Source organism: Arthrobacter sp. UYCu723, assembly GCF_054059215.1.
Genome location: NZ_JBSSBW010000001.1, coordinates 1985889 through 2001278, shown reverse-complemented (window position 1 = coordinate 2001278; position 15390 = coordinate 1985889). Strand labels below are relative to the sequence as shown.

Genomic DNA, 15390 nt, shown 5'->3' with positions numbered 1-15390 from the left:
AGTTCTCAAACAACAACCCCGTACCACACACCCCACACGAACCCCCGCAAAAGGGGCACAACCGTATGATCGGTGCAGCCAGGAAACCAGAAACAAACAAGTCCCGGGGAAAAACCCCGGTCCTGTTGCCTCAGGACCCAACAGTGTGCCAAACACTAAACCGCATGCAACCCGCCCCCGCACCGTTCCAGGAACCCCTCAAGAGAGGATCCGTACTGGGTAAGGAGAAGAACACGCGGCCGCTATCTGCTGATATTCCACCCGTGAGCACCCGCCGCAGAACTAGCGTCTGCGCAACGGGCGTACTCCTGACAAACCCCACACCCCGCATACACGGAGGCGGAACGTTTGTAGGTGCTCCTTAGAAAGGAGGTGATCCAGCCGCACCTTCCGGTACGGCTACCTTGTTACGACTTAGTCCCAATCGCCAGTCCCACCTTCGACAGCTCCCTCCCACAAGGGGTTAGGCCACCGGCTTCGGGTGTTACCAACTTTCGTGACTTGACGGGCGGTGTGTACAAGGCCCGGGAACGTATTCACCGCAGCGTTGCTGATCTGCGATTACTAGCGACTCCGACTTCATGGGGTCGAGTTGCAGACCCCAATCCGAACTGAGACCGGCTTTTTGGGATTAGCTCCACCTCACAGTATCGCAACCCTTTGTACCGGCCATTGTAGCATGCGTGAAGCCCAAGACATAAGGGGCATGATGATTTGACGTCGTCCCCACCTTCCTCCGAGTTGACCCCGGCAGTCTCCTATGAGTCCCCGCCATCACGCGCTGGCAACATAGAACGAGGGTTGCGCTCGTTGCGGGACTTAACCCAACATCTCACGACACGAGCTGACGACAACCATGCACCACCTGTAAACCGACCGCAAGCGGGGCACCTGTTTCCAGGCGTTTCCGGTTCATGTCAAGCCTTGGTAAGGTTCTTCGCGTTGCATCGAATTAATCCGCATGCTCCGCCGCTTGTGCGGGCCCCCGTCAATTCCTTTGAGTTTTAGCCTTGCGGCCGTACTCCCCAGGCGGGGCACTTAATGCGTTAGCTACGGCGCGGAAAACGTGGAATGTCCCCCACACCTAGTGCCCAACGTTTACGGCATGGACTACCAGGGTATCTAATCCTGTTCGCTCCCCATGCTTTCGCTCCTCAGCGTCAGTTAATGCCCAGAGACCTGCCTTCGCCATCGGTGTTCCTCCTGATATCTGCGCATTTCACCGCTACACCAGGAATTCCAGTCTCCCCTACATCACTCTAGTCTGCCCGTACCCACCGCAGATCCGGAGTTGAGCCCCGGACTTTCACGGCAGACGCGACAAACCGCCTACGAGCTCTTTACGCCCAATAATTCCGGATAACGCTTGCGCCCTACGTATTACCGCGGCTGCTGGCACGTAGTTAGCCGGCGCTTCTTCTGCAGGTACCGTCACTTTCGCTTCTTCCCTACTGAAAGAGGTTTACAACCCGAAGGCCGTCATCCCTCACGCGGCGTCGCTGCATCAGGCTTGCGCCCATTGTGCAATATTCCCCACTGCTGCCTCCCGTAGGAGTCTGGGCCGTGTCTCAGTCCCAGTGTGGCCGGTCACCCTCTCAGGCCGGCTACCCGTCGTCGCCTTGGTGAGCCATTACCTCACCAACAAGCTGATAGGCCGCGAGTCCATCCAAAACCACAATAAAGCTTTCCACCCCCCACCATGCGATGAGGAGTCATATCCGGTATTAGACCCAGTTTCCCAGGCTTATCCCAGAGTTAAGGGCAGGTTACTCACGTGTTACTCACCCGTTCGCCACTAATCACCGGTGCAAGCACCGGGTCATCGTTCGACTTGCATGTGTTAAGCACGCCGCCAGCGTTCATCCTGAGCCAGGATCAAACTCTCCGTTGAAGTAAAACAAAAACAGACACAACCAACACCCCCGGGAAAACGGGACGCGAAGGCTGCACAAAATTTGAAACCAGCCAAAAACACCAGACCACACCACGGGGTGGCGGGATCCGGCAAATTCAACCAATCCATATAAACAAATTGGTATCAACAAACTTGGCACACTATTGAGTTCTCAAACAACAGACACACCCGGCACCACCACGACTCATCCAGTCGAGGATCGCTCCGGAGCAACTTTTCAAACTTACCCGGTTCCAGCCCCCGACGCAAATCCCGCTTCCAGGACCACACCAGCAACCAAACCGACCCCACCCGAACCCGCAGCGCACAAAACGCCAACCAGATCCTGGCTTGAAAATTTTAGGGGATTGGCCGCCTCCGGTTCCCAGCATTTCCGCTGGTCTCCCTCGTGGCGACTTAGAAAACAATACACCCATCCAACCCCCACCGCAACTCCACCCTGCAGGGGCCCGCTGGCCCCTCAAGCCCCGCCGGCACTGGCCAGAACGGCCCACGAGACCTCCAAACTGCGCTTCATCCCAACAAGCGCAATCTGTGCAGTACGTCACCCGCACCAGCTCTGCCGACGGGTGGGGTAGTGGTGTGATTGCACCCGTGGTCTGTCCGGAGCCAGGCCTGCCTCCCGGTAGACCGTGGTGTTCAAGTCGAATCCCGGCCGCCACAAAATTGCCGGCGGAGGTGCTGACGCTGTTCCTGTTGGTGCTGGGCAACGGCAAGACCCTTTCGGTCTCGCGTCCGTCCGGACCAGGCCCACCGCGGACGCCGGCGTGCTCGCGGGCCAAGGCGCGGAAGGGAACGGAGCAACTTCGCCGGCGGATCAGACCCGTGGATATGGCTTTGGAATCCGGAGGCCTGGTCATGGGCCACCACGCCCATGGCCGCCGACCTGCCGTTTGCCTGTACCCGGATGGACCTCGAGGACTTCCCGCGGCGGCGACGGGGAACCCGCTCCCGGATTCTGAGGGGCATCTAAGAGGGGCCGGCTGGCGGTGCGGCTGGGCATGGGTAGGGTCATTGAACTGCACCCCCGGAAGGGATTCGACTAGACGATTGTGCAGGATCCCAAGCCGCACGCTGAGCGGGCGTTTGAGGCTATGAACGGCGACGCGTCGCTGAGCCTGAGCCGGAGGATCACAGCCTAGTTTCGCCGCAAGCGAGTCTCTTCCATTTCTTGTCGCAGCCGTCCTTGGACGCGCTGGGGATCAGTTGTTGGGCCAGGGTCCAACACGTCATTGGCATCGTCACCGATCAGCCAAACAAGGCCGCGTTCTTCCTGCTCGTTTGAGGAAACCAGTGCAATTGAATACATGCGATCGCCAGCCTCATCATCCGCCCACCTATTGGCTTCCGAGAACGTCGCATGAGTTATATCGAATGTGGTGACCGAATATCCGGGCCCAGGCTCCTTGAAAAAATACACGCGAAAAATGTTCTGATGTTGCTCCCAACGGCTATCACCTTCGTACGACGTTTCGACGCGCATGAAGGAGATCCTACGCCCCGGAAGATACGACCAGTCGTGGCACATTCGCAGCGAGGAGATCCTGTTAACGCCAACCGAAAATAGGGCCAGGAACGCCAACTGAAAATAGGGCCACCGACCATTATGGAAGGTGATCAATTTGGATGATTGGGCGGAGATACGCCACCTGTTTTCGACGGGCAAGCACTCGAAGCGTGAGATCGGCAGGATCGTGGGCGTTTCCCGCGGAACGGTGGACCGGGCGCTGGAGTCGGACCGGGCGCCGAAGTATCAGCGGGCGGCCGGAGTGTCGAGTTTTGATGCGTTTGCTCCGAGGGTGCGGGAGTTGTTGGTGAGGACGCCGACGATGCCGGCCGCGACGCTGGCGGAGCGGGTTGGCTGGTCTGGTTCCGCGTCGCTGTTCCGGCGAAGGTCGCCGCGATCCGGCCGGAATACGCTCCGCCTGACCCGGCCGACCGCCTGGTCCACGAGCCGGGGTTCCAGGTCCAGTGCGACCTCTGGTTCCCGCACGAGCCACTGCCCGTCGGTGAGGGCCAGAACGACACGCCCCCGGTGCTGGTGATGACCTCGGCGTTCTCGGGATTCATCCAGGCCCGGATGCTGCCGTCCCCGGACGACACCGGACCTTCTGGGCGGAATGTGGACTCTGCTGCAGGACGCGCAGGCGGTCCCGTCCAGGCTGTTGTGGGACAACGAGTCCGGCATCGGCCGGCGCCGGCCGACGGAGCCGGTGGCCGCGTTCGCCGGGTCCCTGGGACTGGAGATCAAGCTGCTTCCGCCGCGGGATCCCGAGTCCAAGGGCATGGTCGAGCGGATGAACAGGTTCTTCCGGCAACGCTTCATGCCGGGCCGGGACTTCCGCTCACCAGCGGATTTCAACGGCCAGCTGGAGGACTGGCTGCCCAAGGCAAATCACCGGTACTCGCGGTCCCGCCACGGCCGCCCGGACGAGCTGATCGTCCTGGACCGGGAGCGGATGCGGGAGCTGCCGCCGGTGACCCCGGAGGCGGTGTTCCGCAACGCGGTGCGGCTCCCGCGGGATTACTACGTGCGGGTGTTCTCCAACGACTATTCCGTGGACCCTTCGTTCATTGGGAGGATCGTGGATGTCACTGCTGATCTGGACACTGTCTGGGTCACTCATAGGGTGTCATCATCGCCACCCATGTCCGGGCATGGGCCCGGCACCTGGTGGTGACCGATCCGGCCCATGTGGCCCGCGCGGCGGTGATGCGGCGGGACTTCCGGACCCAGCGGGTGCACCGCCCCGAACCCGAGGAAGCGGTGCAGGTGCGGGATCTGGCCGCCTACGACGAGATCTTCGGCATCGACCTCGGCCAGCAGTCGAACCTGGTCCTGGAGGTGGCCTCATGAGCGGGACACCGTCACAGATCGAGTACTACGCCCGGGCCCTGCGTGCACCGCGGATCAGCGATGGGTTCCGCCGGCTCGGGGACCAGGCCCGGGACGCCGGCTGGTCCCATGAGGAGTACCTGGCCGCGGTCCTCTCCCGGGAAGTCTCCGAACGCGAAGCGTCCGGAGCGGCGACACGGATCAAGGCCGCACGGTTCCCGGCCCACAAGGACCTGGACGAGTTCAACTTCGACCATCAGCCCTCCGCGGACCGGAACCTCATCGCGCACCTGGGCACCGGGGTGTTCCTCTCCGAAGCCAAAAACGTGGTCCTGCTCGGACCACCCGGCACCGGCAAAACGCACCTCGCGGTCGGCATCGGCATCAAGGCAGCCAAGGCCGGGCAGCGGGTCCTCTTCGACTCCGCTACCGGCTGGGTCGCCCGCCTGCAGGAAGCCCACTCGCGCGGGAAACTCGCCCAGGAACTGGTCAAACTACGCCGCTACGGGCTCCTCATAATTGACGAAGTAGGCTACATCCCGTTCGATCAGGACGCCGCGAACCTGTTCTTCCAGCTCGTCTCCAGCCGCTACGAACACGCCTCCATGATCCTGACGTCCAACCTCCCGTTCGCCCGCTGGGGCGACGTCTTCGGAGACCTGACCATCGCCTCGGCCATGATCGACCGGATCGTCCACCACGCCGAGGTCATCAGCCTCAAAGGCAACAGCTACCGGCTCAAAAAACACCAACCCGCCGCCAGTACGGCACAATAGAACCACAACCCCGTGGCCCCGTTTTCAATTGGCACTAATGGCCCTATTTTCGGTTGGCGTTAACAGATCCCCACGCGCTGCCGCGGCTGGCTGTCAGTCTAGTCAGCCGGAGCTGCGTCCGGTACAGCACCGGACTGAGGCCGTTCAGTTTTTCCTTGATCCGGACGTGGTTATACCAGTGGATGTAGGTGTCCAGTTCGTCCGTGAAGTCGGTGACTGCGGCGAAGCGTCGGCTTCCGGCGGTAGGGATGGTTCCAGTAATGCCAGCCGTGGACCGAAGGCAACACACGGGCCGCTCTTTCGGACCGGGACGGGTGACCGCGCTGAAGCAAGCATGCAATTTCTTAAGCGCCGCGTTATCCATCTGGAAGCGCTGGACGCTCTCTTCCAGGGCTTCCTCGACAGCTTGGGTGGACGGTGCACCTTAATGGCGGTATCGAACCGCACCTCCGAAAACCGGTCTCCCAATTCAAGTCCAACCATCGTGTCGCTGCTTAGTGAAAACTGACCCCATAGCGCCGTTTGAATCTTGACCCCTCCGGGGTTGGATTGAGGATGATCATCATGGAAGATTGGGCAGAGATCCGGCGGCTGCACCGCAGCGAGCATCTGGGGATCAAGACCATCGCGCGTCGGCTGGGTTTGGCGAGGAACACGGTCCGGGCGGCGTTGGCGGCCGCTACGCCTCCACGCTATGAACGGCCGGGCAGGGGTTCCCTGACGGACGCGGCGGAACCGCGGATCAGGGCGTTGCTCAAGGACGTGCCGACGATGCCGGCGACGGTGATCGCTGAACGCATCGGATGGGAACATTCATCAGCGATTCTGCGCGCGAAGGTCGCGTTGCTTAGGCCGGAGTACCGTGGTGTCGATCCGACTGACCGGACCGAGTACGTGGCCGGGGAACGGGTGCAGTGTGATCTGTGGTTCCCGCCGGCAGTGATTCCCCTTGGTGCGGGGCAGACAGGAACGCCACCGGTACTGGTGATGGTGCTCGGGTTCTCCCGGATGCTCGCGGCGATGATGATCCCGTCCCGGCAGACCGTTGATCTGCTCTGCGGAATGTGGGCACTGTTGAGTGTTTTCGGCGGCGTGCCCAAGGAACTTGTATGGGACAGCGAGAGCGGTATCGGACGGAGGAACAAACTCACCGAACCGGCCCGGTCCTTCGCCGGGATCCTGGGGACCAGGATCTACCAGGTCGCCGTGCGGGAGCCCGAACATAAAGGCATCGTTGAGCGCGGCAACAACTTTTACGAGACCTCGTTCATGCCCGGGCGTGCCCTTGCCTCCCCGGCGGACTTCAACACCCAGCTCGGTGCCTGGCTACCCGGGGCCAATTCCCGGCTGGTGCGCCGGACAGGGGCCAGGCCCGTTGACCGGCTGCCCGCGGACCGGTTGGCCATGGCCGTCCTGCCTCCTGTTGCACCTCATCTGGGGTTTGCCGACCGCGTGCGGCTGCCGCGGGATTACTACGTCCGGGTCCACGCCAACGATTACTCCGTTGACCCGGTGGCGGTCGGACGGATGGTCGATGTCGCCGGGACGCTGGAGCGGATCCAGGTCCGCCTCGAGGGCCGGCTGGTGGCCGATCATCCGCGGTCCTGGGCGGTGCATCAGACCATCACGGACCCGGCCCATAAGGAATCGGCGGGCAGGCTGCGCACCGAGTACTGAAAGGCGAACCACGCCCGTCCTGCCCCGCCGCCCACCGATGTCAGCGCCCGGGCACTGCCGGACTACGACGCGCTCTACGGGATAGATTTCAGCCACCGCACCGGCGCCGCTTCGAGCGTTCCGGCGCTGTCATGACGACCACTGCCGAACTGTCCGCCCCGGCGGCCGGACAGCCGGGCCCAGGAACTGCGGGAGCCGTCAAGCCATCGGCGCAGTTGGCGTACCTGGCCAGGGCGCTGCGGGCGCCGGTGGTCGCGGAGGTCTATGAACGTCTCGCCGAACGTGCCAGGGCGGAAGGCTGGGCCTACGAGGAGTACCTGGCCGCCGTGCTGGACCGCCAGGTCAGTGCCCGGGCGGCCAACGGCACCCAGCTGCGGATCAACGCCGCGCATTTCCCCGCACGGAAGTCCCTGGAGGAGTATGACTACACCCACAACGTTGGACTGGCCAGGCAGACGATAGCCCATCTGGGCACCACGTCCTTCATCGATGCGGCGGAGAACGTGATCTTGCTAGGGCCGCCGGGAACCGGGAAAACACACCTGGCCATCGGGCTCGGCATCAAGGCCGCCCACGCCGGGCACCGGGTGCTTTTCGATACGGCCGCAGGCTGGATCAGCCGACTGCAGCAGGCTCACGCCAAGGGTGAACTCCCGACCGAACTGGCCAGGCTCGCCCGCTACCCGCTACTCATAATCGACGAAGTAGGTTACATCCCGTTCGACGCCGATGCCGCGAATCTGTTCTTCCAGCTTGTCTCTTCCCGCTATGAGCATGCGTCCCTGATTCTGACCTCGAATATGACGTTTTCCCGGTGGGGAGAGGTTTTCAATGACGACATCATCGCCGCCGCGATGATTGACCGCCTTGTCCATCACGCCGAGGTCGTGCCCCTGAAAGGGGACTCCTACCGGACTAAGAACCGGCGCGATCAGCTCGCCAGTACAACCATCAAGGACTAACAAAACTACAGACCCTGGCCCCGTCAAGGGGTCAATTTTAGAACAGCAAAAAGGGGTCAATTTTAGCCAAGCATTGACACATCGGGTGCAGTCCACATGGGGATGGCCCCTGCCGATCGGTCGTTGCAAGTTGCCCTTCGTCTGGACCGGCTGGCCCGACTTCTGGCCGGAACAGGGCTGAGGACAGCCCTGCCACGCACATGATCAATCGAGCTGCGGGCCCGTTACGTAGCCGGACGTTCCTGCTGGCCTGACGAAGCCGGCAGGCACTGGGTGTCGTTTTGGGGGTTAAATGCGGGAGAGCCTCCAGAGACGTGTCTGGAGGCTCTCGACCGTGTTTAATGGTTGTCCGGCGGTGACCTACTCTCCCACACCCTCCCGGGTGCAGTACCATCGGCGCTGTGGGTCTTAGCTTCCGGGTTCGGAATGGGACCGGGCGTTTCCCCCACGCTATGACCGCCGTAACCCTTGCTCCCGACCCTCCTGGCCGTGGCCTGTGGGGGTGGGAAATCTGGTGTTACAACTGTGGTGTTGTTATTCAGTTGAAGGTTCCTGGGACAACATGCCGTGTGAACGGGTTTGTTGTCTGGGAACCACATAGTGGACGCAAGCAGTCTTGTTTCTTTGTACCCTCCCCATGGTGTGAACGTCTTTTGAATCCGTTCACGAAGAGAGTGTGTGGTGTAAGTTATCGGCCTATTAGTACCGGTCAGCTTCACGAGTCGTTAGTCCTCGCTTCCACATCCGGCCTATCAACCCAGTGGTCTGGCTGGGGGCCTCTCACACACAAGGTGTATGGAAATCTCATCTCGAAGCGAGCTTCCCGCTTAGATGCTTTCAGCGGTTATCCCATCCGAACGTAGCTAATCAGCGGTGCACTTGGCAGTACAACTGACACACCAGAGGTTCGTCCGTCCCGGTCCTCTCGTACTAAGGACAGCCCTTCTCAAATTTCCTGCGCGCGCAGCGGATAGGGACCGAACTGTCTCACGACGTTCTAAACCCAGCTCGCGTACCGCTTTAATGGGCGAACAGCCCAACCCTTGGGACCTACTCCAGCCCCAGGATGCGACGAGCCGACATCGAGGTGCCAAACCATGCCGTCGATATGGACTCTTGGGCAAGATCAGCCTGTTATCCCCGAGGTACCTTTTATCCGTTGAGCGACGGCCATTCCACAATGTACCGCCGGATCACTAGTCCCGACTTTCGTCCCTGCTCGAGATGTCTCTCTCACAGTCAAGCTCCCTTGTGCACTTACACTCGACACCTGATTGCCAACCAGGCTGAGGGAACCTTTGGGCGCCTCCGTTACTTTTTAGGAGGCAACCGCCCCAGTTAAACTACCCATCAGGCACTGTCCCTGACCCGGATTACGGGCCGAAGTTAGATGTCCAAAGTGACCAGAGTGGTATTTCAACGATGACTCCACCCGGACTGGCGTCCGGGCTTCAACGTCTCCCACCTATCCTACACAAGCCACTCCGAACACCAATACCAAACTATAGTAAAGGTCTCGGGGTCTTTCCGTCCTGCTGCGCGTAACGAGCATCTTTACTCGTACTGCAATTTCGCCGAGTTTATGGTTGAGACAGCGGGGAAGTCGTTACTCCATTCGTGCAGGTCGGAACTTACCCGACAAGGAATTTCGCTACCTTAGGATGGTTATAGTTACCACCGCCGTTTACTGGGGCTTGAATTCTCAGCTTCGCCTTGCGGCTAACCGGTCCTCTTAACCTTCCAGCACCGGGCAGGAGTCAGTCCGTATACATCGTCTTGCGACTTCGCACGGACCTGTGTTTTTAGTAAACAGTCGCTTCCCCCTGGTCTCTGCGGCCCCTGCACGCTCCGGACAGCTAGTGTCCATCACGATGGGGGCCCCCCTTCTCCCGAAGTTACGGGGGCATTTTGCCGAGTTCCTTAACCATAATTCTCTCGATCGCCTTAGTATTCTCTACCTGATCACCTGTGTCGGTTTGGGGTACGGGCGGCTGGAACCTCGCGTCGATGCTTTTCTCGGCAGCATAGGATCACCGAATCCCCCCGTGAGGGGGTCCCATCAGATCTCAGGCATCATGAACGGCGGATTTGCCTACCGTTCGCCCTACCTCCTTAGACCGGGACAACCATCGCCCGGCTCGGCTACCTTCCTGCGTCACACCTGTTAATACGCTTGCCTCCCGGGATCAGGTCCCGCGCTCCACCAAAACCCTCCCGCCCCGAAGGGCGGTCAGGCAGGTTTCGGGCGGTTAGTGTCCCCCGTTCAGCATGGGCGGTTCTTCGCCGGTACGGGAATATCAACCCGTTGTCCATCGACTACGCCTGTCGGCCTCGCCTTAGGTCCCGACTTACCCAGGGCAGATTAGCTTGACCCTGGAACCCTTGATCATTCGGCGGACGGGTTTCTCACCCGTCTTTCGCTACTCATGCCTGCATTCTCACTCGTGTAGGCTCCACCGCTGGTTTACACCGCGACTTCACTGCCCACACGACGCTCCCCTACCACTCCAGACGCCTGAACCAACCCCACGAGGGGGCGGCTTGGCTATCATCTGAAATCCACAACTTCGGCGGTGTACTTGAGCCCCGCTACATTGTCGGCGCGGAATCACTTGACCAGTGAGCTATTACGCACTCTTTTAAGGATGGCTGCTTCTAAGCCAACCTCCTGGTTGTCTTCGCAACTCCACATCCTTTCCCACTTAGCACACGCTTAGGGGCCTTAGTTGGTGGTCTGGGCTGTTTCCCTCTCGACTATGAAGCTTATCCCCCACAGTCTCACTGCTGCGCTCTCACTTACCGGCATTCGGAGTTTGGCTGACGTCAGTAACCTTGTAGGGCCCATTAGCCATCCAGTAGCTCTACCTCCGGTAAGAAACACGCAACGCTGCACCTAAATGCATTTCGGGGAGAACCAGCTATCACGAAGTTTGATTGGCCTTTCACCCCTACCCACAGCTCATCCCCTCCATTTTCAACTGAAGTGGGTTCGGTCCTCCACGACGTCTTACCGTCGCTTCAACCTGGCCATGGGTAGATCACTTCGCTTCGGGTCTAGATCACGCCACTGCAACGCCCTGTTCAGACTCGCTTTCGCTACGGCTTCCCCACACGGGTTAACCTCGCGACGTAACACTAACTCGCAGGCTCATTCTTCAAAAGGCACGCCGTCACCAGAATCAGACTGGCTCCGACGGATTGTAAGCACACGGTTTCAGGTACTGTTTCACTCCCCTCCCGGGGTACTTTTCACCTTTCCCTCACGGTACTGGTCCGCTATCGGTCATTAGGGAGTATTTAGGCTTATCAGGTGGTCCTGACAGATTCACACGGGATTTCTCGGGCCCCGTGCTACTTGGGATACTTCACCAGGCGGTACACAACATTTCGGTTACGGGGCTCACACCCTCTCTGGCCGGCCTTTCAAGACCGTTCACCTATGCCTGTACTACTCACCCCACTGTCCCGGCAGAGACAGAACGGGAAGTCCCACAACCCCGACCATGCAACGCCCGCCGGCTATCACACATGGAACGGTTTAGCCTGATCCGCGTTCGCTCGCCACTACTGACGGAATCACTATTGTTTTCTCTTCCTGCGGGTACTGAGATGTTTCACTTCCCCGCGTTCCCCCCACACACCCTATGTGTTCAGATGCGGGTCACCGGGCAGCTCGCGCCCCCGGCGGGGTTTCCCCATTCGGACACCCTGGGATCACAGTCCGGTTATCGACTCCCCCAGGCTTATCGCAGATTCCTACGTCCTTCTTCGGCTCCTAATGCCAAGGCATCCACCGTGTGCTCTTAAAAACTTGACCACAAAAGATCAAAAAACTAATTCACGAGAGAACCATGAAAACCATCACTCCACCTAAGAAAGGCAGAACAACAGATCCAGGTTCATATTCTTGGAAATTGCTTCTTATAAAAGATGCTCGCGTCCACTATGTAGTTCTCAAACAACAACCCCGTACCACACACCCCACACGAACCCCCGCAAAAGGGGCACAACCGTATGATCGGTGCAGCCAGGAAACCAGAAACAAACAAGTCCCGGGGAAAAACCCCGGTCCTGTTGCCTCAGGACCCAACAGTGTGCCAAACACTAAACCGCATGCAACCCGCCCCCGCACCGTTCCAGGAACCCCTCAAGAGAGGATCCGTACTGGGTAAGGAGAAGAACACGCGGCCGCTATCTGCTGATATTCCACCCGTGAGCACCCGCCGCAGAACTAGCGTCTGCGCAACGGGCGTACTCCTGACAAACCCCACACCCCGCATACACGGAGGCGGAACGTTTGTAGGTGCTCCTTAGAAAGGAGGTGATCCAGCCGCACCTTCCGGTACGGCTACCTTGTTACGACTTAGTCCCAATCGCCAGTCCCACCTTCGACAGCTCCCTCCCACAAGGGGTTAGGCCACCGGCTTCGGGTGTTACCAACTTTCGTGACTTGACGGGCGGTGTGTACAAGGCCCGGGAACGTATTCACCGCAGCGTTGCTGATCTGCGATTACTAGCGACTCCGACTTCATGGGGTCGAGTTGCAGACCCCAATCCGAACTGAGACCGGCTTTTTGGGATTAGCTCCACCTCACAGTATCGCAACCCTTTGTACCGGCCATTGTAGCATGCGTGAAGCCCAAGACATAAGGGGCATGATGATTTGACGTCGTCCCCACCTTCCTCCGAGTTGACCCCGGCAGTCTCCTATGAGTCCCCGCCATCACGCGCTGGCAACATAGAACGAGGGTTGCGCTCGTTGCGGGACTTAACCCAACATCTCACGACACGAGCTGACGACAACCATGCACCACCTGTAAACCGACCGCAAGCGGGGCACCTGTTTCCAGGCGTTTCCGGTTCATGTCAAGCCTTGGTAAGGTTCTTCGCGTTGCATCGAATTAATCCGCATGCTCCGCCGCTTGTGCGGGCCCCCGTCAATTCCTTTGAGTTTTAGCCTTGCGGCCGTACTCCCCAGGCGGGGCACTTAATGCGTTAGCTACGGCGCGGAAAACGTGGAATGTCCCCCACACCTAGTGCCCAACGTTTACGGCATGGACTACCAGGGTATCTAATCCTGTTCGCTCCCCATGCTTTCGCTCCTCAGCGTCAGTTAATGCCCAGAGACCTGCCTTCGCCATCGGTGTTCCTCCTGATATCTGCGCATTTCACCGCTACACCAGGAATTCCAGTCTCCCCTACATCACTCTAGTCTGCCCGTACCCACCGCAGATCCGGAGTTGAGCCCCGGACTTTCACGGCAGACGCGACAAACCGCCTACGAGCTCTTTACGCCCAATAATTCCGGATAACGCTTGCGCCCTACGTATTACCGCGGCTGCTGGCACGTAGTTAGCCGGCGCTTCTTCTGCAGGTACCGTCACTTTCGCTTCTTCCCTACTGAAAGAGGTTTACAACCCGAAGGCCGTCATCCCTCACGCGGCGTCGCTGCATCAGGCTTGCGCCCATTGTGCAATATTCCCCACTGCTGCCTCCCGTAGGAGTCTGGGCCGTGTCTCAGTCCCAGTGTGGCCGGTCACCCTCTCAGGCCGGCTACCCGTCGTCGCCTTGGTGAGCCATTACCTCACCAACAAGCTGATAGGCCGCGAGTCCATCCAAAACCACAATAAAGCTTTCCACCCCCCACCATGCGATGAGGAGTCATATCCGGTATTAGACCCAGTTTCCCAGGCTTATCCCAGAGTTAAGGGCAGGTTACTCACGTGTTACTCACCCGTTCGCCACTAATCACCGGTGCAAGCACCGGGTCATCGTTCGACTTGCATGTGTTAAGCACGCCGCCAGCGTTCATCCTGAGCCAGGATCAAACTCTCCGTTGAAGTAAAACAAAAACAGACACAACCAACACCCCCGGGAAAACGGGACGCGAAGGCTGCACAAAATTTGAAACCAGCCAAAAACACCAGACCACACCACGGGGTGGCGGGATCCGGCAAATTCAACCAATCCATATAAACAAATTGGTATCAACAAACTTGGCACACTATTGAGTTCTCAAACAACAGACACACCCGGCACCACCACGACTTATCCAGTCGAGGATCGCTCCGGAGCAACTTTTCAAACTTACCCGGTTCCAGCCCCCGACGCAAATCCCGCTTCCAGGACCACACCAGCAACCAAACCGACCCCACCCGAACCCGCAGCGCACAAAACGCCAACCAGATCCTGGCTTGAAAATTTTAGGGGATTGGCCGCCTCCGGTTCCCAGCATTTCCGCTGGTCTCCCTCGTGGCGACTTAGAAAACAATACACCCATCCAACCCCCACCGCAACTCGGCACTCTCACCGCTCTGTCACCAATCGGCCGCCACCCGAAGGAGTCCGCTGGCTTAAGCTCAGGAAGGGCCGGCAACCAAACGGTTGCCGGCCCTTCTCAAGCCACTGGCTTCAGGAGTCCTGAATTACCAGGAAGACTTCGTGATGCCCGGGAGCTCACCGCGGTGAGCCATATCGCGGAAGCGAACACGGGAGATGCCGAACTTCTGGAAGGTACCGCGCGGGCGGCCATCGATGATGTCGCGGTTACGCAGACGTACCGGTGAGGCGTTGCGGGGCAGCTTCTGCAGGCCGAGGCGAGCAGCTTCGCGTGCTTCGTCGGTTGAGTTGGGATCAACCAGGGCCTTCTTCAGTTCGAGGCGCTTTGCAGCGTAACGCTCGACGATGACTTTACGCTGTTCGTTCTTAGCGATCATTGACTTCTTAGCCATGTGTTTAGCGCTCCTCTCGGAATTCGACGTGCTGGCGGATTTTGGGGTCGTACTTCTTCAGAACCATGCGGTCCGGATCGTTACGACGGTTCTTGCGCGTCACGTAGGTGTAACCCGTGCCCGCGGTCGACTTGAGCTTGATGATCGGACGTACGTCCTTGTCCTTTGCCACTAGAGCTTCACTCCTCGTGCCAGGATGGCGGCTACGACTACGTCGATGCCACGCACGTCGATGGTCTTGATGCCACGTACAGAGACCTGCAGGGTGACGTTACGGCGCAGGGACGGAACCCAGTAGCGCTTCTTCTGGATGTTCGGGTCGAACCGGCGCTTATTGCGGCGGTGCGAGTGCGAAATGCTGTGTCCAAAGCCCGGCTCGGCTCCGGTCACCTGGCAGTGTGCTGCCATGACGACTCTCCTCAAAATAAATGAAACGGTTGGCGGAGTTCCCGCTTAACCGTGCGACAGGCAGCGTCCGCAGCATCCAGCCCCC

The 15390-nt window shown here is 59.5% G+C and carries 10 protein-coding genes, 4 rRNA genes and 1 pseudogene; 5 read left to right on the top strand and 10 right to left on the bottom strand.

The genetic code is table 11. The annotated features are described in order from the left end of the window. Nucleotides 1-365 precede the first annotated feature (365 nt). The 3 genes from ACVWZ8_RS09415 to ACVWZ8_RS09405 all read right to left on the bottom strand — a co-directional run bounded on the left by ACVWZ8_RS09415 (nt 366) and on the right by ACVWZ8_RS09405 (nt 3908). Nucleotides 366-1891 (bottom strand): 16S ribosomal RNA (locus ACVWZ8_RS09415). Nucleotides 1892-3053: 1162 nt separating this feature from the next. Then, a complete protein-coding gene (locus ACVWZ8_RS09410) occupies nt 3054-3398 on the bottom strand; it encodes a hypothetical protein (RefSeq protein WP_456504476.1) in 345 nt (114 codons plus the stop codon). A gap of 270 nt (nt 3399-3668) precedes the next feature. Then, a complete protein-coding gene (locus tag ACVWZ8_RS09405; protein WP_456504475.1) occupies nt 3669-3908 on the bottom strand; it encodes a hypothetical protein in 240 nt (79 codons plus the stop codon). 127 nt (nt 3909-4035) lie between these two features. Here ACVWZ8_RS09405 and ACVWZ8_RS09400 point away from each other — a divergent pair, with 127 nt between their 5' ends. The 3 genes from ACVWZ8_RS09400 to istB (ACVWZ8_RS09390) are packed head-to-tail and all read left to right on the top strand — an operon-like array spanning nt 4036 to nt 5527. Continuing rightward, nucleotides 4036-4596 (top strand): Mu transposase domain-containing protein, encoded by a 561-nt coding sequence (locus ACVWZ8_RS09400; protein ID WP_456504474.1) that lies wholly within the window; start codon nt 4036-4038, stop codon nt 4594-4596. Continuing rightward, nucleotides 4593-4772 (top strand): hypothetical protein, encoded by a 180-nt coding sequence (locus tag ACVWZ8_RS09395; protein ID WP_456504473.1) that lies wholly within the window; start codon nt 4593-4595, stop codon nt 4770-4772. Before ACVWZ8_RS09400 ends, ACVWZ8_RS09395 begins: the two co-directional genes overlap by 4 nt. Beyond that, nucleotides 4769-5527, top strand: a complete 759-nt coding sequence (gene istB / locus ACVWZ8_RS09390) for an IS21-like element helper ATPase IstB (RefSeq protein ID WP_456504472.1) — start codon at nt 4769-4771, stop codon at nt 5525-5527. The genes ACVWZ8_RS09395 and istB (ACVWZ8_RS09390) overlap by 4 nt, the downstream gene beginning before the upstream one ends. Nucleotides 5528-5570: 43 nt before the next feature. Here the strand turns inward: istB (ACVWZ8_RS09390) and ACVWZ8_RS09385 are convergent, their stop codons facing one another. Further along, nucleotides 5571-5891: an IS3 family transposase gene (locus tag ACVWZ8_RS09385; protein ID WP_456504471.1), complete on the bottom strand. Its 321-nt coding sequence runs from the start codon at nt 5889-5891 to the stop codon at nt 5571-5573. A 191-nt stretch (nt 5892-6082) separates the two neighbouring features. Between ACVWZ8_RS09385 and istA the strand changes: the two are divergent. Further along, a pseudogene (gene istA / locus ACVWZ8_RS09380) lies at nt 6083-7339 on the top strand (IS21 family transposase). Further along, nucleotides 7336-8166, top strand: a complete 831-nt coding sequence (gene istB, locus ACVWZ8_RS09375) for an IS21-like element helper ATPase IstB (RefSeq protein ID WP_426977330.1) — start codon at nt 7336-7338, stop codon at nt 8164-8166. The pseudogene istA and the gene istB (ACVWZ8_RS09375) overlap by 4 nt, the downstream one beginning before the upstream one ends. Before the next feature lie 347 nt (nt 8167-8513). Here the strand turns inward: istB (ACVWZ8_RS09375) and rrf are convergent. The 6 genes from rrf to rpmB form a co-directional block, all read right to left on the bottom strand. Then, a 5S ribosomal RNA gene (rrf, locus tag ACVWZ8_RS09370) occupies nt 8514-8630 on the bottom strand. Nucleotides 8631-8844: 214 nt separating this feature from the next. Further along, a 23S ribosomal RNA gene (locus ACVWZ8_RS09365) occupies nt 8845-11983 on the bottom strand. Between the two features lie 497 nt (nt 11984-12480). Further along, nucleotides 12481-14006 (bottom strand): 16S ribosomal RNA (locus tag ACVWZ8_RS09360). Together the 16S, 23S and 5S rRNA genes form the textbook arrangement of a ribosomal RNA operon. A 585-nt stretch (nt 14007-14591) precedes the next feature. Further along, entirely contained in the window at nt 14592-14897 is a 306-nt protein-coding gene (rpsN, locus tag ACVWZ8_RS09355; protein WP_043485315.1) for a 30S ribosomal protein S14, read from the bottom strand. A 4-nt stretch (nt 14898-14901) separates the two neighbouring features. Continuing rightward, entirely contained in the window at nt 14902-15069 is a 168-nt protein-coding gene (rpmG, locus tag ACVWZ8_RS09350) for a 50S ribosomal protein L33 (protein WP_013602737.1), read from the bottom strand. Then, nucleotides 15069-15305, bottom strand: coding sequence for a 50S ribosomal protein L28 (rpmB, locus tag ACVWZ8_RS09345; RefSeq protein ID WP_426979592.1), 237 nt, complete (start codon nt 15303-15305; stop codon nt 15069-15071). The genes rpmG and rpmB overlap by 1 nt, the downstream gene beginning before the upstream one ends. Nucleotides 15306-15390: the final 85 nt, after the last annotated feature.